15 protein-coding genes are annotated in these 20486 nt (G+C 46.3%); 3 read left to right on the top strand and 12 right to left on the bottom strand.

Annotated elements, in window-relative coordinates:
* Positions 1-145: 145 nt before the first annotated feature.
* Together purD and purH are read right to left on the bottom strand one after the other, a co-directional pair.
* Positions 146-1435 carry a phosphoribosylamine--glycine ligase gene (purD, locus tag OCU50_RS13450; protein ID WP_060468793.1) on the bottom strand — a complete coding sequence of 430 codons (1290 nt, stop codon included), beginning with the start codon at positions 1433-1435 and terminating at the stop codon, positions 146-148.
* Between the two features lie 282 nt (positions 1436-1717).
* Complete coding sequence (gene purH / locus OCU50_RS13445) at positions 1718-3325, bottom strand: bifunctional phosphoribosylaminoimidazolecarboxamide formyltransferase/IMP cyclohydrolase (protein WP_060468792.1); 1608 nt, start codon at positions 3323-3325, stop codon at positions 1718-1720.
* Positions 3326-3649: 324 nt separating this feature from the next.
* Between purH and zntR the strand changes: the two genes are divergently transcribed.
* Positions 3650-4075 carry a Zn(2+)-responsive transcriptional regulator gene (zntR, locus tag OCU50_RS13440; protein ID WP_060468791.1) on the top strand — a complete coding sequence of 142 codons (426 nt, stop codon included), beginning with the start codon at positions 3650-3652 and terminating at the stop codon, positions 4073-4075.
* A 137-nt stretch (positions 4076-4212) separates the two neighbouring features.
* On the opposite strand, the gene fis is transcribed toward zntR, so the two are convergent.
* The 9 genes from fis to OCU50_RS13395 form a co-directional block, all read right to left on the bottom strand.
* Positions 4213-4509: a DNA-binding transcriptional regulator Fis gene (gene fis / locus OCU50_RS13435; protein WP_004729744.1), complete on the bottom strand. Its 297-nt coding sequence runs from the start codon at positions 4507-4509 to the stop codon at positions 4213-4215.
* Between the two features lie 23 nt (positions 4510-4532).
* Positions 4533-5501, bottom strand: coding sequence for a tRNA dihydrouridine synthase DusB (gene dusB, locus OCU50_RS13430; protein ID WP_060468812.1), 969 nt, complete (start codon positions 5499-5501; stop codon positions 4533-4535).
* Between the two features lie 140 nt (positions 5502-5641).
* The gene (gene prmA / locus OCU50_RS13425; RefSeq protein WP_060468790.1) at positions 5642-6529 is read right to left on the bottom strand and encodes a 50S ribosomal protein L11 methyltransferase; all 888 of its coding nucleotides are present in this window, start codon (positions 6527-6529) and stop codon (positions 5642-5644) included.
* Between the two features lie 189 nt (positions 6530-6718).
* Positions 6719-8062: an acetyl-CoA carboxylase biotin carboxylase subunit gene (gene accC / locus OCU50_RS13420; protein WP_060468789.1), complete on the bottom strand. Its 1344-nt coding sequence runs from the start codon at positions 8060-8062 to the stop codon at positions 6719-6721.
* 15 nt (positions 8063-8077) lie between these two features.
* Positions 8078-8530, bottom strand: a complete 453-nt coding sequence (accB, locus tag OCU50_RS13415; protein WP_046225013.1) for an acetyl-CoA carboxylase biotin carboxyl carrier protein — start codon at positions 8528-8530, stop codon at positions 8078-8080.
* A gap of 73 nt (positions 8531-8603) precedes the next feature.
* On the bottom strand, positions 8604-9053 hold the full coding sequence (gene aroQ, locus OCU50_RS13410; RefSeq protein WP_017055898.1) for a type II 3-dehydroquinate dehydratase: 450 nt from the start codon (positions 9051-9053) through the stop codon (positions 8604-8606).
* A gap of 326 nt (positions 9054-9379) precedes the next feature.
* On the bottom strand, positions 9380-11329 hold the full coding sequence (gene acs, locus OCU50_RS13405) for an acetate--CoA ligase (RefSeq protein ID WP_046225014.1): 1950 nt from the start codon (positions 11327-11329) through the stop codon (positions 9380-9382).
* 216 nt (positions 11330-11545) lie between these two features.
* The gene (locus OCU50_RS13400; protein WP_060468788.1) at positions 11546-12178 is read right to left on the bottom strand and encodes a 3'-5' exonuclease; all 633 of its coding nucleotides are present in this window, start codon (positions 12176-12178) and stop codon (positions 11546-11548) included.
* Between the two features lie 11 nt (positions 12179-12189).
* Positions 12190-14019 carry a DUF294 nucleotidyltransferase-like domain-containing protein gene (locus OCU50_RS13395; protein ID WP_060468787.1) on the bottom strand — a complete coding sequence of 610 codons (1830 nt, stop codon included), beginning with the start codon at positions 14017-14019 and terminating at the stop codon, positions 12190-12192.
* 228 nt (positions 14020-14247) lie between these two features.
* Here OCU50_RS13395 and OCU50_RS13390 point away from each other — a divergent pair, with 228 nt between their 5' ends.
* Both OCU50_RS13390 and OCU50_RS13385 read left to right on the top strand, forming a co-directional pair.
* Positions 14248-15438 carry a 3-phenylpropionate MFS transporter gene (locus OCU50_RS13390; protein ID WP_060468786.1) on the top strand — a complete coding sequence of 397 codons (1191 nt, stop codon included), beginning with the start codon at positions 14248-14250 and terminating at the stop codon, positions 15436-15438.
* A 129-nt stretch (positions 15439-15567) separates the two neighbouring features.
* A complete protein-coding gene (locus OCU50_RS13385; RefSeq protein ID WP_167346766.1) occupies positions 15568-18999 on the top strand; it encodes a hybrid sensor histidine kinase/response regulator in 3432 nt (1143 codons plus the stop codon).
* Between the two features lie 98 nt (positions 19000-19097).
* On the opposite strand, the gene OCU50_RS13380 is transcribed toward OCU50_RS13385, so the two are convergent.
* Positions 19098-20483: a class II fumarate hydratase gene (locus tag OCU50_RS13380; protein ID WP_060468784.1), complete on the bottom strand. Its 1386-nt coding sequence runs from the start codon at positions 20481-20483 to the stop codon at positions 19098-19100.
* Positions 20484-20486 lie beyond the last annotated feature (3 nt).

The raw sequence follows: 20486 nt of genomic DNA, 5'->3' as shown, positions 1-20486 counted from the left end.
ATTTGGTCTACTGTAGGCCAAATGCTGATTTGTCTGTACAGATACAGATTTCTAGAAAGATTGAGTAATAAAAAGGCGCCTATCGAGACGCCTTTTGCTGTCATTTGCTTACTGTTATTGGAAAGTAAGCGAGTAACAAGATTGATTACTGCTCTTGCTCACGCGCAATCGCACGGTAACCAATGTCATTGCGGTGGAACATACCATTCCAGCTAACTTGCTTCGTTAACGCGTAAGCGCGCTCCTGCGCTTCAGAAACCGTGTTCCCTAGTGCGGTCGCACACAGTACGCGGCCACCGTTTGTTACCACATCGCCAGCTTCGTTATTTGTGGTGCCCGCGTGAAATACCTTTTGGCCTTCAACTTCGCTTGTTGGTAGTGAAATAACGTCACCTTTTGCGTAGTCGGCAGGGTAACCGCCAGCCGCAAGAACAACACCGATAGAAGCGCGAGGATCCCACTTAGACTCTGCTTCGTCGAGCTTCTCGTCGATAGCCATTAGGCAAAGCTCAACAAGGTCTGACTCCATACGCATCATGATAGGTTGCGTTTCTGGATCGCCGAAGCGGCAGTTGTATTCGATAACCTTAGGCGTGTCGTCAGCATCGATCATAAGGCCAGCGTATAGGAAACCAGTGTAAGGTGCGCCTTCAGCGTCCATACCACGTACCGTTGGGTAGATAACTTCTTCAAGGATACGGTTATGGATTTCTGGAGTCACGACTGGCGCTGGAGAGTAAGCACCCATGCCGCCAGTATTAGGACCAGTGTCTTTGTCGCCAACACGTTTGTGATCTTGGCTGGTGGCCATTGGCAATACGCTAGAACCGTCAACCATTACGATGAAGCTTGCTTCTTCGCCTTCCAGGAACTCTTCGATAACCACGCGGCTGCCAGCTTCGCCAAATGCGTTGCCCGCTAGCATGTCTTTGATTGCGTCTTCTGCTTCTTCAAGCGTCATCGCAACGATAACGCCTTTACCAGCCGCAAGGCCATCAGCTTTTACTACGATTGGCGCACCTTGCTCACGTACGTAAGCGATAGCTGGGTCAATCTCAGTGAAGTTTGCGTAGTAACCCGTTGGGATGTCATGACGAGCTAGGAAGTCTTTAGTGAATGCTTTTGAACCTTCAAGCTGTGCTGCTGCTTGAGTTGGGCCAAAGATAGGAAGACCCACTTCGCGGAATGCGTCAACCACACCAATAACTAATGGTGCTTCAGGGCCAACGATAGTCAGTTCGATTTTTTTCTCTTGAGCAAACGCGATTAAACCTGCGATGTCTTCAACACCGATGTTTACGTTCTCAAGTTTCGGCTCAAGTGCAGTACCTGCATTACCTGGAGCAATGAATACTGTTTCAACGTTTGGGTTTTGTGCTGCTTTCCAGCCAAGTGCATGCTCACGACCGCCAGCACCGATAATCAATACATTCATGTTTTAAAATCCTTATAGCTGCTTCAGAGCCTTTATTTCTGTGTCAAACATGCTCACTTATGGTCATAAGCTCCGCGTGTTTTCCTTGAACTAAAGTCACTGACTTGCTCTACGTATTTCAAATATCGGAATATTCAAAAAACAAAATTATAAGTTTTGCTCAAAGTAGTTGGTGATGTGGCTAGGCAGCAATTGAGCCCATCCCCGGGAGCATAGCTCGCTATGTGACCGGGGTGGGCGAAAGCAGCTAACGATGCCACAGTGCCAAATACGAAGAGGAAATTAGTGGCGGAAGTGACGCATGCCCGTAAAGATCATCGCCATGCCGTGTTCGTCTGCTGCTGCGATAACTTCGTCATCACGCATAGAGCCGCCCGGTTGGATAACACACTTGATACCCGCTTCTGCTGCCGCGTCGATACCGTCACGGAATGGGAAGAATGCATCTGATGCCATCACACAACCTTCAACTTGCAGACCTTCGTCTGCCGCTTTGATGCCTGCGATTTTCGCAGAGTAAACGCGGCTCATTTGGCCTGCGCCCACACCAATCGTCATGTCGCCTTTCGAGTAAACAATCGCGTTAGATTTCACGTATTTCGCTACTTTCCAGCAGAATAGAGCATCTTTTAGCTCTTCAGCGGTTGGTTGGCGCTTAGAAACCACTTTAAGGTCATCTTCAGAAGCCATGCCTTGGTCGCGGTCTTGAACGAGCAAGCCACCGTTAACGCGTTTCACGTCAAAACCAGTTGTCTTCGTTGTCCACTCACCACATTCAAGTAGGCGAAGGTTTTTCTTAGCCGCGACGATTGCTACGGCTTCATCAGAAACTGATGGTGCAATGATCACTTCAACAAATTGACGCTCAGTGATAGCCGTTGCCGTAGCTGCGTCTAGTTCACGGTTGAATGCGATGATGCCGCCAAATGCAGACGTTGGGTCTGTTTTGAATGCACGGTCGTAAGCTTCTAGGATGTCTTTACCTAGTGCAACACCACATGGGTTAGCGTGCTTAACAATCACACATGCTGGCTGGTCGAACTCTTTCACACACTCAAGTGCTGCATCAGTATCAGCGATGTTGTTGTAAGAAAGTGCTTTACCTTGGATTTGATGAGCCGTTGAAACTGATGCCTCTTCAGGGTTTGCTTCAACGTAGAATGCAGCGGCTTGGTGGCTGTTTTCACCGTAGCGCATGTCTTGCTTCTTCTCGAACTGTTGGTTGAACGTGCGAGGGAATTTGCTCTTGTTTTCAGGAGAAGGTTCATCACCTTCCTTGTTCGCGCCGTAGCTAGGAACCATAGTGCCGAAGTAGTTGGCGATCATGCCGTCGTAAGAAGCGGTGTGCTCGAATGCTGCGATAGCGAGATCGAAGCGAGTCTCTAAGGTTAGAGACTTCTCGTTCGCGTCCATTTCTGCAACAACGCGTTCGTAGTCGTGTGCGTTTACAACGATCGTTACGTCTTTGTGGTTTTTCGCAGCAGAGCGAACCATTGTTGGGCCACCGATGTCGATGTTTTCAACGGCGTCAGCAAGGGTACAACCTTCTTTAGCAACGGTTTCTGCGAATGGGTATAGGTTTACAACAACCATATCGATAGGGTTGATACCGTGAGTTTCCATCACGTCATCGTCTTGACCACGACGGCCTAGAACACCACCATGAACTTTTGGGTGTAGAGTCTTAACACGGCCATCCATCATTTCAGGGAAACCAGTGTAGTCAGATACTTCTGTAACAGAGATGCCTTTTTCAGCAAGTAGGCGAGCAGTGCCACCAGTAGATAAGATATCTACACCACGGTTAGCAAGAGCTTGTGCAAATTCAACGATACCAGTTTTGTCTGATACGCTGATGAGAGCGCGGCGAATTGGACGAGCGTTATTCATGCTTCCATCTTCCTCAAATTCATGGGGTTAAAATAAAGATATTTGCCAAAAAAGAACTTGTTTCTATCTTCTCAGCGTGGATTATCTTAGATACCAGTAAGAGATAAAATATTGGCCAGTTTTGGTAAAGACCTTTGGGTTAGTCTTATGATCACGCTATAAGATAACCAACTCCAAATTTGATGGCGCAGATTCTAACTAATTTATTACAAAAAAGCTCGCGCAATCGTTTGGCATCTCAAAATTAATTATGAAAAGTGCCATTTTAGCCTGAAAAGTAACGATAAGGTTAATTGTGCATTAGACGACAGAGTAGGATAAAACATGTTTCAGATCGGTGAATTAGCGAAACGATGCGGTGTGACGGCCGATACCTTGCGATTTTATGAGAAGAATAAATTGATTGCTCCAGCCAGCCGCAGTGAGTCGGGTTATCGCCTGTATGACGAAAATAACCAGAAACAGGTGACGTTTATTCTCAAATCTAAAGCATTGGGATTGAGTTTGGGTGAGATTAAAGAATTGCTTGAGATTCGCTTGGAAGCAACACAGCACAGTTGTGCCGAAGTGAAGTCGATTACCACAGCGAAACTAGAGATGATCGATGAGAAGATTACCGAATTAACTAAGATTCGCACTGCACTTAAAAAAATTAATGATGCGTGCTGTGGCCACATAGATGAAGATGCGAGCCATTGTTCGATTTTGGCCGCCTTGGACTCAGCCAATCTTGATAAAAGGCCATTGTAGCAACTAACAGTGGCTGTGGAGTGGGATCTAGCACCTGTTTACATCCATAGGGTTCAATGACACAAGTGACAAGCCAAAAAAAAGCCAAACTCAATCAATGAGTTTGGCTTTCAATTTAATAAATTACGAAAGAACGATTAGTTCATGCCGTATTTTTTAAGTTTCTTGCGAAGAGTACCGCGGTTAATACCCATCATGGTTGCTGCGCGAGTTTGATTACCGCGAGTGTACTGCATGATGGTGTCTAGTAGTGGCTGTTCAACTTCAGCTAATACTAATTCGTATAACTCGCTGACTTCTTGACCGTTTAATTGAGCAAGGTAATTTTTCAATGATGCTTTAACTGAGTCACGTAGTGGCTTCTGCGTGATTTGGTCTTGTGATGTAACTGTAGTTACTGTCAATGCTTCTGAAGTCAGATTTTGTTCGAACATATTCGGTCTAGCTCTTCTCGTAATTATGGTGCAACGTTATCAAAAAAACCTTCTAGCGCTTCAAGCTGCAGATCACCTGCTTCGAATGCGTTAAAGGTACGGCGAAACTCACTCGCTTGTTCATGTTCTTTTAGGTACCAACCCACATGCTTACGAGCAATTCGGGGGCCTAAAAACTCGCCATAAAATTCATGTAGAGCGTTCACATGACCAAGCATGATGTCTTTCACTTCCGAAATCGGGAGTGGATCCATCGTGGTACCGTTTTCCAAATAGTGTAGGATTTCGTTAAAAATCCAAGGGCGCCCTTGGGCAGGTCGACCTATCATTAAAGCATCAGCGCCGGTGTACTCCAGCACAAACTTCGCTTTTTCCGGGCTATCGATATCACCGTTAGCGATAACCGGAATAGATACTGCTTGTTTCGCTGCTTTAATGTGTTTGTATTCTGCCTCACCTTTGTACATACAAGCGCGTGTTCTTCCATGGAGGGCAAGAGCTTGTATGCCGCAGTCTTCGGCTATTTTAGCGATTTGGACACAGTTTCTATTGTCTGTATCCCAGCCTGTGCGCGTTTTCAACGTTACTGGAACGTTGACAGCATTTACCACCGCTTTCAGAATGTCTTCAATGAGTTCTGGATGCTGTAGTAGGGCTGAGCCCGCAAGCTTCTTATTCACTTTTTTGGCTGGACAACCCATGTTGATATCGATGATTTGCGCACCGTTATCGACATTAAATTGAGCAGCCTCGGCCATAAGCTGTGGATCTGCACCAGCGATTTGTACTGAACGAATGCCCGATTCGCCTTCATGTACCATACGCTGCTGAGATTTTGACGTTTTCCAAACTTTCGGATTGGAGGACATCATTTCACTGACTGCCATCCCCGCACCGTAGCGAAGACACAACTCACGGAATGGTCTATCCGTTACGCCAGCCATAGGAGCGACGATTAGATTGTTCTTAAGTTGATAATTTCCGATTTTCAAAAATGTCATCACAGTTCTGTACCAGCAAGGGCGCGCATTTTACGCATTTTTTCGCTGCGTGAAAAGACTAATATTTGAGCATTTACAATTTGTTTTTGTAATTTGTTTAAATATCAGTCAATTAGCGCTCAAAGTCTTGTCTAGCCTTGCTTGCGACCTGAGATGCGACACCATTCTTGTTGCTCAATGATCGGATCAATGTGAAGCTCATCACGATAATAAGTCGCTACATCTTCCGCTTGTGTATCTAAAACACCCGACATTGCTAGCACACCATTTGGTTTCACTAAGCCTTTGATGATGCCTGAAAGATCACGTAATGGACCGGCAAGAATGTTGGCAACCACAACGTCAGCGAGCAAACCTTCCGGTTGATCTTGCGGTAAGAATACGTCTAATTGATCTGCCACGCCGTTGCGCTGTGCGTTGTCTTTTGAAGCCAGCAGAGCTTGAGGATCAATGTCGATCCCGATAACTCTTGCAGCGCCAAGTTTGATCGCAGCGATCGCGAGGATACCTGAACCACAACCGAAGTCGATCACGGTTTTGCCTGTCAGGTCTAAGCCTTCAAGCCACTCAAGACACAATGCCGTTGTTGGGTGAGTACCGGTACCAAATGCAAGACCTGGGTCTAGCATGACGTTTACTGCGTCAGGTTCAGGGATATCGCGCCAGCTAGGGCAGATCCATAAACGCTCACCAAACTTCATCGGGTGGAAGTTGTCCATCCATTCACGTTCCCAATCTTTGTCTTCAATTTGCTCTACTTTATGAGCAAAGTCTGCTGGGAACATGTTGCTTGCTTTAATCTGTGCTAGGACGACACTAGTATCAGTCTCAGCGTCGTAAAGCGCGAGGATATCAGTATCACCCCAAAGACGAGTTTCACCCGGCAGAGGCTCAAATACAGGGGTATCTTGTGCATCCAGGAAAGTTACAGAAAGAGCACCTGTCTCTTCCATTAACATGTCGCCGATCTGTTCGGCATTTTCATTGGTAGCATTAAGCTTGATTTGAATCCAAGGCATGGCTGCATCTTCTATATGAGAAAAATTGGATGGCGAGTCTAGCAGAAAATATGAGCAAATTCACCAAAACCCCATGGAATATAGAAGGGATTATCGATTGATTTTTTCGAGTGCTCTAAAAACAAAAAATGCCCACCGAAGTGAGCATTTTACCTGTTCTTTTAAGAACGAATGATTGAAGGCTAGCTTCTATTGTAGACCGAGCTTCTTCTCAAGGTAGTGGATGTTTGCACCACCGTGTTGGAAGTTTTCGTCGTTCATAATAGCCAATTGAAGCTCAGTATTAACGTTAATGCCTTCAATAATCATCTCACCCAATGCGTTCTTCATACGAGCGATAGCAACATCACGGTTCTCACCGTAAGTGATCAGCTTACCAATCATTGAATCGTAGTGTGGTGGCACTGTGTAACCACTGTAGATATGAGATTCCCAACGTACACCCATGCCGCCTGGAGCATGGAAACGTTGAATCTTACCTGGTGAAGGTAGGAAACGAACGGGATCTTCCGCGTTGATACGACATTCGATTGAGTGACCGCGCAGCTTAATATCATCTTGAGTAAATGATAGAGGCTGACCAGCAGCAATACGCAGTTGCTCTTTCACTAGATCGATACCCGTTACCATTTCAGTAATCGTGTGCTCAACCTGGATACGAGTGTTCATTTCGATGAAGTAGAACTCACCGTTCTCGTATAGGAATTCAAATGTACCTGCGCCGCGGTAACCAATCTCAAGACAAGCACGAGTACAACGTTCGCCGATGTACTTACGCATCTCTTCAGTAATACCTGGCGCTGGTGCTTCTTCCACAACTTTCTGGTGACGACGCTGCATTGAACAGTCACGCTCACCGAGGTGGATAGCATTGCCTTGGCCATCTGCAAGTACTTGTACTTCAATGTGACGTGGGTTTTCTAGGAATTTCTCCATGTAAACCATATCGTTGTTGAAACAAGCTTTTGCTTCTGCACGAGTCATTGCGATAGCTTCTGTTAGTTCTGCTTCAGAACGAACAACACGCATACCACGACCGCCGCCGCCGCCAGATGCCTTGATGATTACTGGGAAACCAATGCGCTTAGCATGCGCTTTGTTTTTCGCGTCGTCGTTATCAAGAGGACCGTCAGAACCTGGTACACAAGGTACGCCTGCTTTCTTCATTGACGTGATAGCTGACACTTTGTCACCCATAATACGAATGGTTTCAGCTTTAGGACCAACGAAGATAAAACCACTGCGCTCTACCTGCTCTGCAAAATCTGCATTTTCAGATAGGAAACCGTAGCCTGGATGGATAGCAACAGCACCTGTAACTTCAGCTGCGCTGATGATACGAGGAATGTTCAGGTAGCTATCGATACCACGAGCTGGGCCGATACAGATGGTTTCGTCTGCAAGAAGTACGTGCTTAAGATCGCGGTCAGCCGTTGAGTGAACCGCTACCGTTTTGATACCAAGTTCTTTACATGCACGTAGAATACGTAGTGCAATCTCACCACGGTTTGCGATTACTAATTTATCTAACATAATGAGTGCTCTCTATTATTCGATAATTACTAGAGCTTGGTCGAATTCTACTGGTTGACCATCTTCAACTAGAATCGCTGTCACAATACCAGACTTATCAGCTTCGATTTGGTTCATCATTTTCATTGCTTCAACGATACATAGAGTTTCGCCAGCCGTTACAGATTGACCAACCTTAACGAATGGTTTTGCATCTGGGCTTGGAGCACCGTAGAAAGTACCAACCATTGGAGAAAGAACTTGGTGACCAGTTGGAGCTGCGGGAGCTGCTGCTTCCACTGCTACAGGTGCCGCTGCAGGAGCTGGAGCCGCTACAGGTGCAGGAGCTGCTGCATATTGAACCGGTGCTACAGGTGCTGTGCTGTTACGACTGATTCGTACTGACTCTTCACCTTCAGAGATTTCTAGTTCAGAAATACCAGACTCTTCAACCAATTCGATTAGCTTTTTGATTTTGCGAATATCCATTGTATCTTTCTCTTTATCTGTTAATTGAACTTACTCTATGACTGAGTAGGTTAGTATAGTTCGTTGTTTATGTTTACTTTGAGTTGAGCTTGCTGAGCGCAGCGGTCAAAGCAAATTGATAACCTTGGGCCCCTAAGCCACAAATCACACCTTCTGCTTTATCAGATAGGTAAGAGTGGTGACGGAATGGTTCACGCGCGTGAACATTCGATAGGTGAACCTCAATAAATGGGATAGCAACACCAAGTAGTGCATCTCGCAGTGCCACACTGGTATGTGTAAAGGCGGCTGGGTTGATAATAATGAAATCAACGCTTTGAGAAGCACTATGGATAGCTTCAATCAGTTCATACTCGCGATTTGACTGTAAGTGAGATAGCTCAACATCATGTGTTTTCGCTTGCTCGGTCAATGAGCTAATAATCTGGTCAAGTGTTTGAGAACCGTAATGTGCAGGTTCTCGAAGGCCTAACAGGTTAAGGTTTGGGCCATTTAAAACTAGAATGCGAAACTTTGTAGACATTATGGGGCTATCTTCCTTTATCGTGATTACGAACGTGAATGTTGCCATTTTATTGAAAATTTGGGGTTAATTTCCAGTAAGGAAAACCCAAATTTAAAAATTAGAACCAGATTATAGCTAATTCAGCGCAAATCGCAGCAATTTACTGGTCTAATCTCCTATTGATACAACATGGAATTGTTACCAACTTAACAAAAAAGCGCCTTAGCCTTAATTTGGGGCAGGATATTTGAGATCAAGATCAGCCATAAAAAAACCGCCACATAGGTGACGGTTTAGGATGAACCTGTTTTAAACAGTAATTAGCTGATGTGACTGGTTGATGATTATGCCAGTTCGGCTTTCTCGGCGATGAGCTTATCTACCACACCAGGATCTGCCAGTGTCGAAGTATCACCTAAGTTACCCGTATCACCTGTGGCTATCTTACGTAGGATACGACGCATGATTTTACCCGAACGAGTTTTTGGCAAAGAGTCTGTCCAATGCAGTACGTCGGGTGTTGCGATTGGGCCAATCTCTTTACGTACCCAATCTTTCACTTCTTTGTGTAGCTCTGCGGTTGGAAACTCACCATCATTAAGGGTGATATAAGCATAAATGGCTTGGCCTTTAATATCGTGAGGAATACCGACAATCGCTGCCTCTGCAATTTTGTCGAACGCCACTAGAGCCGATTCAATCTCAGCGGTACCCATACGGTGACCAGATACATTAAGCACGTCATCCACACGGCCAGTGATCCAGTAGTAACCGTCTTCATCACGACGAGCACCATCACTGGTAAAGTACATGCCTTTAAAAGTAGAGAAGTAAGTCTGTTCAAAACGATCATGATCGCCATGGACAGTACGCATTTGGCCTGGCCAAGAGTCAAGAATCACAAGGTTGCCGTCAGTCGCGCCCTCAATGATGTTACCCATGTTGTCGACAAGCGCTGGTTGCACACCGAAGAATGGGCGAGTCGCCGAACCCGGCTTTAGATCGGTTGCGCCCGGTAGTGGTGCGATTAAGATGCCGCCCGTTTCTGTTTGCCACCAAGTATCGACAATTGGAGATTGCTCATTACCAATCGTTTTGTAGTACCACTCCCACGCTTCTGGGTTGATAGGCTCACCTACGGAGCCCATGATTCTTAGGCTGTCACGAGAAGTACCTTCAACGGCTTCGTTACCTTTCGCCATCAGCGCACGAATCGCCGTTGGTGCAGTATAAAGAATATTAACTTGGTGCTTATCGACCACTTCGCTCATGCGGTTAGTGTTCGGGTAGTTCGGCACGCCTTCAAACAGAATGGTTTTTGCACCATTGGCAAGCGGTCCGTAAACAAGGTAGGTGTGGCCGGTAATCCACCCCACATCCGCAGTACACCAGAAAGTCTCGCCTTCTTGGTAGTCGAATACGTATTTGAAGGTCATTGCTGCATATACTAGGTAGCCACCTGTGGTGTGCATAACACCCTTAGGTTTGCCCGTAGATCCTGACGTATAAAGGATGAATAGTGGGTCTTCTGCGTTCATCTCTTCTGGTGGGCAATCTGCCGATACGTTTGCGATAGCATCATGCCACCACACATCACGGTGTTCATGCCAAGCAACATCACCGCCAGTGCGTTTGAATACGACAACCTTCTCGATGTTTTTCACTTCAGGATTCGTCAGTGCTTCATCAACATTTTTCTTCAGTGGAACCGCGCGGCCGCCACGCACGCCTTCATCGGCAGTGATCACGACTTTAGAGTTTGAATCGATAATACGACCAGACAGTGCTTCTGGTGAGAAACCACCAAATACTACCGTGTGAACCGCACCGATACGGGTACACGCCAGCATAGCAACTGCCGCTTCAGGCACCATTGGCATGTATAAACAAACCACATCACCTTTGCGTACGCCTTGCTCTTTTAGAGCATTTGAAAACAGGCACACTTCTTTGTGTAGTTCGTTAAAGGTTAGGGTTTTATCATCAGCAGGGTCATCGCCTTCCCAGATGATAGCGACTTCATCACCGCGCTCAGCAAGATGGCGGTCGATACAGTTAGCCGAAACGTTAAGCGTGCCATCTTCAAACCAGCGGATGTCGATGTGGCCAGGGTCGAAAGAGGTATTTTTTACTTGTGTGAAAGGCTTAATCCAATCAACGATTTTTCCGTGTTCACCCCAAAAGCCTTCAGGGTCAGAAACAGATTGCTGGTACATGGCTAGGTAAGTGTCATTATCCGCGTGTGTGGTTGATTTAATATTTTCTTTTACCGGATAAACGTGGGCTTCACTCATTGTATCTCTCCTTGTGCCTACATTCCTAATGAACTGGCAACTTCCTTTGTGTTCAGTTTCTAAGTCTATTACAGGACTGTCTGTGTTATCACTCTCAGCTAGGACGATGATTTCCACAATTAGACTTTAGGATGAGATGCTGCTTTCTACTTACAAAATAGCGAGTTAAGTTCATTTTTGCGAGATTGCTCTCTATGTGGAAATGCACTAGTTGAATTAAGAATAAGAGGAGTTGAAGCGAGGTAGAGCACCGTGTTTTAGACGAATAAAGATCAGTGCAGCAGAGATAGCGTCTTGTAATGCATCATGTTTATTGGTGGAGATAGGCAAATCGAGCTGACGACAGATGGCGTCCATACTGAGATCGAAATAGGCATTAGGCAGCTGTCTTTCGAGTGTGTCTTGATAAAGTTGGCTCACTTCGACTAATCGGTTAGGCAGCGGAAATCCAAGCTGTTTTAAACAGGCGCGGTCGAGAATCTTTTTATCATAGCGGATGTGATAGCCGACTAAAGGTCTATTACCGATGAAGTTCAGTAGCTCGATTAAAGCCTGTTTTTCTTCAATGCCGTGCTTAAGATCTTGATGGCGAATACGGTGGATTTTTATGGAATTGCAATCGAGCGATTGAGGTGCTCGTAGTCGAACTTCAAAAGGTTGGCTGGTAATGATTCGGTTACCGATGATCTTGGTCGCGGCAATAGTGACTAATTCCGCCTGATTAGGGTCGAGGCTGGTGGTTTCACAGTCGAGTGATACATATTCATGAAAAACAGGCGCAGCAAACAGAGGCTGATACGGAGAGTCTTTGAGCTTGTAATGCCAGTAATAGCGAACCAGTCTATTCATCGTTCAGTCGTCTAATCCCGTATCTGATAGTGATAGCCGAGCCATTGCTTGAACTTTTTAACGACATGCAGGCTATGACGCAGCAAATCTCTGTCTGCTCGATCCATCAATTTAATGTTGATCTTATTGCTGCTGTGCTGTTGCGATAGTCGTTGGGCCAAACGCCACTTAAAGAACTGTTTGAGCGCTTCACCGAGGTTATCGGCTGTGCTTTGCTCTAGTACATTCTTGCTGACTAGCTGTTCAATGCGCTCAAAGGTGTTGTTTACGGTCACGCCGTGTTCAAGACAGAGTGCTCTAATGCCATGCACGATAGGGAAAATACCGCCTTGTTTGATGTCGAGCCCTGATTTGGACTGTTTCACGTTACCAAACAGGGTCAAGGGAACTGAAAAGTTCAGGGCTGGACGGCAGAACTCGGTCAGAATTAATTCCTGTCCTAGCATTAAATCACTGAGGTGCTGTTTCACCGGTTTTAATAATTCTCTATTACCCGCGACGGCGTGCGCATCCGCCATAATCGCAACCTCCATCACGCTATCGGGAGAGGCTTTCTTCACCCAACTTGTGAGGATGTGTTTCCATTCTTGCTGTGAGTGTACCCATTTCGGATTGTTGACCATCACGTTGCCAGGGCAGAGTGGATAGCCCAATTGCTGCAATGTGTGGGTGAGGTCGTTCATGGCACTTTGGCATTGATGCCACTCCAAACCATCTTGAATAATCAGAGCGTTGTCTTGATCGGTTTTGAGAATTTGCTCTCCACGCCCTTCTGAGCCCAACACGATTAAGCAGCAATGATTATGCAATGCGGGTGGGATAACCAACTCAAACGCCTTCTCTATGATCTGTTCATTAACAGCAGAAATCAGCTCCATGATAAAGCGTGTGCGAATCCCGTTACTGAGCAAGCTCTCGACCAGTTGACGCTGTTTGTTAGAAGCCATGGCCAATTCTTCAATGTTGGTGGCTCGCGCGATTCGCAAAGTCAGCACGTGCGAGTGAGTCGAGAACGCACTGAGAATCTGCGTCATGTCCAACATACCCACAGCATTTTGGTCATCACAAACCATCAGCCTTTTCACCTTGTTTCTGGTCATAGTAATCATGGCATTGAACAAGAAGTCACCTTGGTTAACGTGCAACACTGGGAAAGTAGCTATCTCGCCAACTGCGCTATCGAGCGGGCGATTGTCGAGCATCACAGCATGCAATAAATTGGTCCGAGTGACGATGGCATACGGGAAAATAGATGATGTTCCAAAAGTATTGAGTTGATGATCTAGGTGGACTAAGGCCGAATCTAATCCCTGTTCTTTTAGGGTTTGAGTGACTTGGTTAATCGGCTGGGTTGGTTCCAATATTAGCGGTGGGTGATAAATAGAGTCGTCTACTTTGGTCAGTATGAACTCGGCAAGATTCTGTTGCTGTTGAGCGGCTTCAATCAGTGCTTTTCGGGTCGATAGGTTGCTATCAAAATAAGCCGAAAATTGGCCGTTGGCATGGTAAAGCTCAAGGAATACATCGGTTGGCAGCAAATAACTTAAGGTATCTTCAAGCGCGACATATTGGTGCTTGGTATGAGACTCAAACTGGCTACGGACATCAAAAATATCGTCATTGGCATAGTGCGCGTAGATTTCCCCATCGCTGCTGGCTCGTTCTTCAACAGCCCCTTTAATAAGAATATGCAAATGACGACTTGGTCGGTCGGCCTCCAATATCACTTCGTGTGTTCGGTAGTAAACCACATCTAATGCTGATCGCAGCGTTAGCTGTTCTGTATCGGACAGGCTATCGAAGGGTGGGTGCTGCATATTAAATTTATCAGGCATAAACATCGAAAGAATTAGGAATCTCTTTTCAGTCTGACAAATTACCAGCGAACCTCCAGACGACTTTAGTCTAAACGCAAATGCAGTTCTCGGTTGAAGTATGATTTTGCTGGAGAGTGAAGTGACGAGTTGAGTCAATATGGGAACGCTATCTTAGTAATAATTCCCTTTTTCATTGTATGCGAGATAGGCATAATTGGTGCTGCCTTTTTCCATACACTTTATAGGTTATTTATGTTTAGCCCTTCACCTTATGGTTGGATTTCCCAGTATTTCCTTGGTTTCTTTTTTGCCTATGGTGTTTATTTGCCATTTTGGGCGTTGTGGTTTGAAGATCAAGGCGTCTCGGCTGGTGATATTGGGGTTTTAATTGGTATCGGCTTTGCGACGCGTTGTGTTGCAAACCTAGTGATTACGCCGCGCATCCATAAAGTGGAGCACTTAATGCCAGCTCTGCGTTGTCTGAGTTTTGCCGCGCTCTTGTTTGTCGGTTTCCACTTCTTCACCGGTGGCAGCTTTCTGCTGATGTTGCTAGCCACGGTATTATTCAATCTATGTTGTGGCCCAATTATTCCGTTGTCTGACGCCATGGCGAATCATTACAGCCGCCTAAAAATGCTTGATTACGGGCGTACTCGATTATGGGGTTCGATTGCCTTTATCGCGGGCTCTACAGTGGTTGGCTATCTGGTTGCTGAATTTGGTACAGACATGATTTTGTATACAGCACTTGCGGGCGTGTTGTTGTCACTGGTGTTGGCGATGAGAAGCCCTAACGTGATGCCAGTCACGCAATCTGAGCAACAAACGGTGCGACCGAAGTTAGGAGAGTTACTACGTGAGTCGTCAGTGGTGAAATTCTTAGCCTTGATGGCGTTGTTGCAAGGTAGCCATGCGGCTTATTACAGCTTTAGTGCGATTTATTGGAAAGAAGCAGGGCACTCAGAGGCGATCATCGGTTATTTGTGGAGCCTAGGTGTTGTTGCAGAGGTGGCTGTGTTTGCTTTAAGTAAGCGCTTATTTTCTGGTTGGTCACTGCGCACTCTTTTTGTGGTCGCGGCAATAGGGGTGATGGCTCGTTGGGGAATTACGGCATCGACTACGGCAATTGGTGCTTTGATTTTGGTTCAACTGTTGCACGGCGTGACATTCGCAATGGCTCATATTGCGGCGATTCAGTACATTCAGTCTGAAGAGCAAAACAAAATGGTGGCTTTACAAGCGCTTTATAACGCCATTCCATTGGGGGCGTTTATTGCTCTAATGACAACGTTGAGTGGCTGGGGCTATGAGTTATGGGGGGCTAATATTTTCTGGGGTATGGCTGCGATGGGGGCTCTTGCGTTATTTATTAAGCTTGATGAAAGAAGCTCGGTTGTTGAAGTTAATCAAATTGGGTCTGAACAATCTGAAGCAAAAAGTTAGTGGCGAAGTACATTATTAAAGCCCAAAGCACAGAATTTAAGTGATGCGATTGAGTTAATGGTGCATCCTTAGTTAAATGAAACCTCTCCCTTATGGAGAGGTTTTTTTATGGATGAAAAAGGGTTGTTAATGCAAGGATGGATAGTAATTCCAGTCTCTTTAGCCTATTTGGGCGTGTTATTTCTGATCGCTTGGTATGGAGACCGACAGGTGCGTTGGCTTTCGCGTTGGCGCCCATGGATTTATAGTCTCTCCATTGCGGTGTATTGTACCTCTTGGACGTTTTATGGAACGGTCGGGCAGGCGAGTGATAATCCTTGGTCTTTTCTTCCTATCTATCTCGCCCCCATTTTAGTGTTTACGTTGGGGTGGCGGATCTTAGCTCGGCTGATCCTTATTGCGAAGCGCGAGCACATCACTTCTATTGCCGACTTTATCGCGGCTCGCTACGGAAAATCTCAAGGCTTAGCCGTTGCTGTCACCATTATTGCTGTGGTGGGTATCCTTCCTTATATCGCACTGCAACTTCGTGGCATTACCATGGGATTGGATATTGTTGCGCCAAACCTAGCCACTGATTTTGGCTATCAGGACTATCACGTTTCTTGGTTTGTGGTCGGTGCATTGGCCATTTTTACCATGCTGTTTGGTACCCGGCACATCGATAACACAGAACATCACCGCGGTATGATGATGGCTGTGGCGTTTGAATCTATTGTTAAGCTTGCGGCATTCTTGATTGTCGGCTTGTTTATTATTTATCTGGCGATGAGTCACGATAAAATTGACTTGCTTGATGTTGCTGCATCCACGTATGAATCCCCCAATATTCCTACCTTAGTCATTCATACCGTTTTGACCATGTTGGCGATTGTTTGTTTACCGCGTCAGTTTCATACCATGGTTGTGGAGAACGAACGCCCTCAGGATTTACACACAGCACGTTGGTTATTTCCGGTTTACTTGATCTTGATGGGGTTGTTTGTACTACCCATTGCCTGGGCCGGTCAGGGGTTACTCACCAACATGCCAGCAGATACCTATGTGATAAGTGTGCCAATGGCGGTGGGAGCGAACCACGTTGCTTTGCTCGCTTTTCTGGGCGGCACATCAGCTGCGAGTGGGATGGTGATCGTATCGACTATCGCATTAGCGATCATGGTGTCGAATGATTTAGTGATGCCGTTGTTGTTGCGTCGTATGCGCCTAACTCAGAGAACGCATAAGCATTTTTCTGGTTTGTTGTTGGTGATTCGTCGCGGATTAATCCTATTGCTTTTACTTGGTGCGTGGGCGTTTTATCAGGCACTCGATACCATTCATTCACTGTCAGCGATCGGGTTTCTTTCGTTTGCGGCTATTGCTCAGTTTGCTCCAGCATTAATTGGTGGTTTGTATTGGCGCCCCGGAAATCGAAAGGGGGTTTATGTGGGGTTGCTCGTCGGATCGGTGATCTGGCTTATTACCCTGATGAGTCAAACCAGTATGCTGGCTGGCGATAGTGAAAGTAACTTACTACTGTGGATCATCACGCCCCCTGAACTGCTGATTAGTTGGGGTGTCAGCAGCTCAAACTGGGGAATTGTGATGAGCATTTTACTCAATACCTTGTGCTACTCGGTGGTCTCGATATCGACCAGACCAAGCCTAAGTGAGCGCTTGCAATCAGCCACTTTTATTGGCACACCGTTACCTGAAAATGAGAACATCAGTCTGTATCAGAGCCGCGTGACGGTGGCTGAATTAGAGATGTTGGCGTCGCGTTTTGTGGGCCGAAAGCGTGCGAAAAGTGCCTTACACAGTTATTGGCAGCAACACGGACAGCCGCTGCTTCCTAACCAACAAGCACCAGCAAGCCTGATCCGACATGCAGAGCGCGTACTCGCTGGGGTGTTCGGCGCTTCTTCTGCTAAGTTAGTACTTACTTCGGCTTTGCGCGGAAGAAACATGCAGCTTGAAGAGGTCGCGACTATCGTTGATGAAGCCTCTGAGCTGTACGATTTCAGCCGTGGCTTATTGCAAGGTGCGATTGAACATATTGGCCAAGGTATCGCAGTGATCGATAAACAAATGAGGTTGGTGGCGTGGAATCAACGTTATTTAGAACTGTTTGAATTCCCTGCAGGCTTGATTCAAGTTGGCCGACCCATTTCAGATGTGATTCGTCACAATGCGCAGCAAGGTCTATGTGGCCCGGGTGACCCAGAAGATCACGTTCGACGTCGTGTCTATCACCTTGAACAAGGTACTCGACATACCTCTTCACGTATTCGCCCCGATGGACGAGTCATTGAAGTGCAAGGTAATCCGATGCCAAGTGGTGGTTTTGTGATGAGCTTTACCGACATCACGGTATTCAGACAAGCAGAACAAGCGCTAAAAGATGCTAATGAAACCTTAGAGTGGCGAGTACACGAGCGAACTCAAGAATTAGAAAAACTTAACCATCGCTTGGTCAAGGCGACACAGATCTCTGATCAAGAATCTCAATCTAAGAGTCGTTTTCTCGCGGCAGTAAGCCACGATTTGATGCAGCCATTGAATGCGGCACGCTTGTTTGCTTCGTCACTTTCGGAGATGGCAAAAGATCAAGAAGTGAAGCAGCTTTCGTCCCATATCGAGAGTGCACTCGGAGCCGCGGAAGATCTGATTGGTGACCTGCTGGATATCTCTCGATTGGAATCGGGGAAATTAGAAACCAACATCCACGCGATCGCAGTGCGTGATGTACTAGCCAATTTGAATGCCGAGTTTAGCGCCCTAGCCACGCAGCAGAACATTGAGTTTAAGATGGTCCCATCGTCGCTATTTATTCACTCTGATCCGAAGTTATTAAGGCGTGTTATTCAGAATTTTTTGAGCAATGCATTTCGTTATAACCCAGAAGGTAAAGTGATACTCGGAGCGAAACGAATTAACGGTCAGGTTCGAATCGATGTATGGGATAATGGAACCGGTATTGATGAAGATAAACAGCAAGAAATCTTTGAAGAGTTTACTCGTGGTAGCCAAGTGCGCGCCGATCAAGGTTTGGGTTTAGGGTTAGCTATCTCTAAAGGTATTGCTCAAGTACTCGGCCATCAAATATCGATGCGCTCATGGCCGGGGCAAGGCAGCGTTTTTTCTATTACCTTAGCGAGAGCAGAAAAGGTGGCTCCGGCTATTCAAGTTTCAGCGCCAATGGCCACTAGCGATATCGAACACCTAAAAATACTATGTGTCGATAATGAACGAGAAATCTTAGTTGGCATGGAGAACTTGATAGGCCGTTGGGGGTGTGAAGTGAAGACCGCTGTCGACTTAGTCGAAAGTTTGAAGTGCCTAGAGAATGATTGGCAGCCAGATGTGATCTTCTCGGATTATCGTCTCGATAATGATCGAACGGGTCTGGAAGTGTTGCAACAGTGTCGTCTACGCCTTGGAGATTCTTTTGAAGGCGTCATCATCAGTGCCGATAGAACCGATGATATGTTGGCAGCCATAAAGGCTAACAGCTTTAGTTTTATCGCTAAGCCTGTGAAGCCGCTCAAACTCAGAGCGGTATTGAATCGTGTGAGTTAATGAAATTAACATCCAAGATGTGAAAAAGGCCTCGTATGAGGCCTTTTTTTGTCTCTGCTATTTAAGCGAGTTTCAGCAAATGCCTGTCAGCTTGCTAACTAGCCGGCAATACCACCCTGCGTCAGTGTGGTTGGGTCAAGCAGCTTGCTGAGTTCTTCTCGGCTAAGATCAGTTTCTCTTTCGGCGACATCAAGGATCGGTAATCCTTCTTTGTAAGCCTTTTTAGCAATATCAGCCGCCTTCAAGTAACCAATCACAGGGTTAAGTGCCGTGACGAGAATTGGGTTCTTTGAAAGCGCTAAATCAAGGTTGTCTTGTCGTACCGTGAAGGTTGCAATCGCTTTATCAGCTAATGCGACGGAACTGTTTGCTAGCAGCTCAATACTTTCTAATACGTTATGAGCAATCACAGGCAGCATCACATTCAGTTGGAAGTTGCCCGATTGGCCTGCGACAGTGATGGTGGTGTCGTTACCAATCACTTGCGCCGCCGCCATTGCTGCGGCTTCTGGAATCACAGGGTTCACTTTACCCGGCATGATAGATGAGCCCGGCTGTAGTGCCTGCAATTCAATTTCACCCAAGCCGGCCAGTGGCCCTGAGTTCATCCAGCGAAGATCGTTTGAGATCTTCATGATCGCAACGGCTGCCGTTTTAAGCTGACCAGAGAATGCTACGATCGCATCTTGGCTGCTGAGGTTAAAAAAGAAGTTTTCACTTGAGGTAAAACTGATCTTTGTCGATTGAGAAAGATTGATCGCAAACTTATCGGCAAAGCGTGGCTCAGCATTGATCCCTGTACCTACCGCTGTGCCACCTTGAGCAAGTGCCTTGATTGCTGGCAAGCTGCTTTCAATCGCTTGCTTGGCGTGTTCTATCTGATACTTCCAACCACCAAGCTCTTGAGCAAAGGTTATCGGCATCGCATCCATTAGGTGGGTACGGCCAGTTTTGACTACCTTAGCAAGCTCATGTTGTTTTACAGCAAGCGCTGCAGAAAGGTGGGTTAATGCCGGCAACAACTTATTTTCTGCCATCAGAGCGACACTGACTTGGATTGCGGTTGGCACCACGTCATTACTGCTTTGCCCCATGTTTACGTGATCATTGGGGTTCACGTCGCCTTGCAGGCTTCTTGAAGCGAGTGTCGCAATCACTTCATTGGCATTCATGTTGGAGCTGGTGCCAGAGCCCGTCTGATAGACATCAATAGGAAATTGCTCGAGGTGTTTACCCTCGATGATCTCTTGGCTGGCTTCGGCTATCGCGTTGGCAATATCACCTTCCAATAAACCTAACTGAGCGCTGGTGTCAGCGGCGGCCTGCTTAATGAATGCCAGTGCTTGAATAAAGCTGGTTGGCATCTTGTGTGAGCTAAAAGCGAAGTTATCCGCAGCACGTTGAGTCTGTGCTTGGTATAGCGCATCAGCAGGGACTTTAACTTCGCCCATGCTGTCTTTTTCAATCCGAAATTTTTGGGTCATCTT

The organism is Vibrio toranzoniae (assembly GCF_024347655.1).
In the GTDB taxonomy this organism is placed as follows: Bacteria; Pseudomonadota; Gammaproteobacteria; order Enterobacterales; family Vibrionaceae; genus Vibrio; species Vibrio toranzoniae.
The sequence above is the reverse complement of the archived record's forward strand: the minus strand, read 5'-3'. Positions and strand labels throughout refer to the sequence as shown.

Coding starts and splice junctions, on each gene's coding strand:
- purD (WP_060468793.1), bottom strand. CDS start 1,435: ATGAATGTATTGATTATCGGTGCTGGCGGTCGTGAGCATGCACTTGGC.
- purH (WP_060468792.1), bottom strand. CDS start 3,325: ATGAATAACGCTCGTCCAATTCGCCGCGCTCTCATCAGCGTATCAGAC.
- zntR (WP_060468791.1), top strand. CDS start 3,650: ATGTTTCAGATCGGTGAATTAGCGAAACGATGCGGTGTGACGGCCGAT.
- fis (WP_004729744.1), bottom strand. CDS start 4,509: ATGTTCGAACAAAATCTGACTTCAGAAGCATTGACAGTAACTACAGTT.
- prmA (WP_060468790.1), bottom strand. CDS start 6,529: ATGCCTTGGATTCAAATCAAGCTTAATGCTACCAATGAAAATGCCGAA.
- accC (WP_060468789.1), bottom strand. CDS start 8,062: ATGTTAGATAAATTAGTAATCGCAAACCGTGGTGAGATTGCACTACGT.
- accB (WP_046225013.1), bottom strand. CDS start 8,530: ATGGATATTCGCAAAATCAAAAAGCTAATCGAATTGGTTGAAGAGTCT.
- aroQ (WP_017055898.1), bottom strand. CDS start 9,053: ATGTCTACAAAGTTTCGCATTCTAGTTTTAAATGGCCCAAACCTTAAC.
- acs (WP_046225014.1), bottom strand. CDS start 11,329: ATGAGTGAAGCCCACGTTTATCCGGTAAAAGAAAATATTAAATCAACC.
- OCU50_RS13400 (WP_060468788.1), bottom strand. CDS start 12,178: ATGAATAGACTGGTTCGCTATTACTGGCATTACAAGCTCAAAGACTCT.
- OCU50_RS13395 (WP_060468787.1), bottom strand. CDS start 14,019: ATGTTTATGCCTGATAAATTTAATATGCAGCACCCACCCTTCGATAGC.
- OCU50_RS13390 (WP_060468786.1), top strand. CDS start 14,248: ATGTTTAGCCCTTCACCTTATGGTTGGATTTCCCAGTATTTCCTTGGT.
- OCU50_RS13385 (WP_167346766.1), top strand. CDS start 15,568: ATGCAAGGATGGATAGTAATTCCAGTCTCTTTAGCCTATTTGGGCGTG.
- OCU50_RS13380 (WP_060468784.1), bottom strand. CDS start 20,483: ATGACCCAAAAATTTCGGATTGAAAAAGACAGCATGGGCGAAGTTAAA.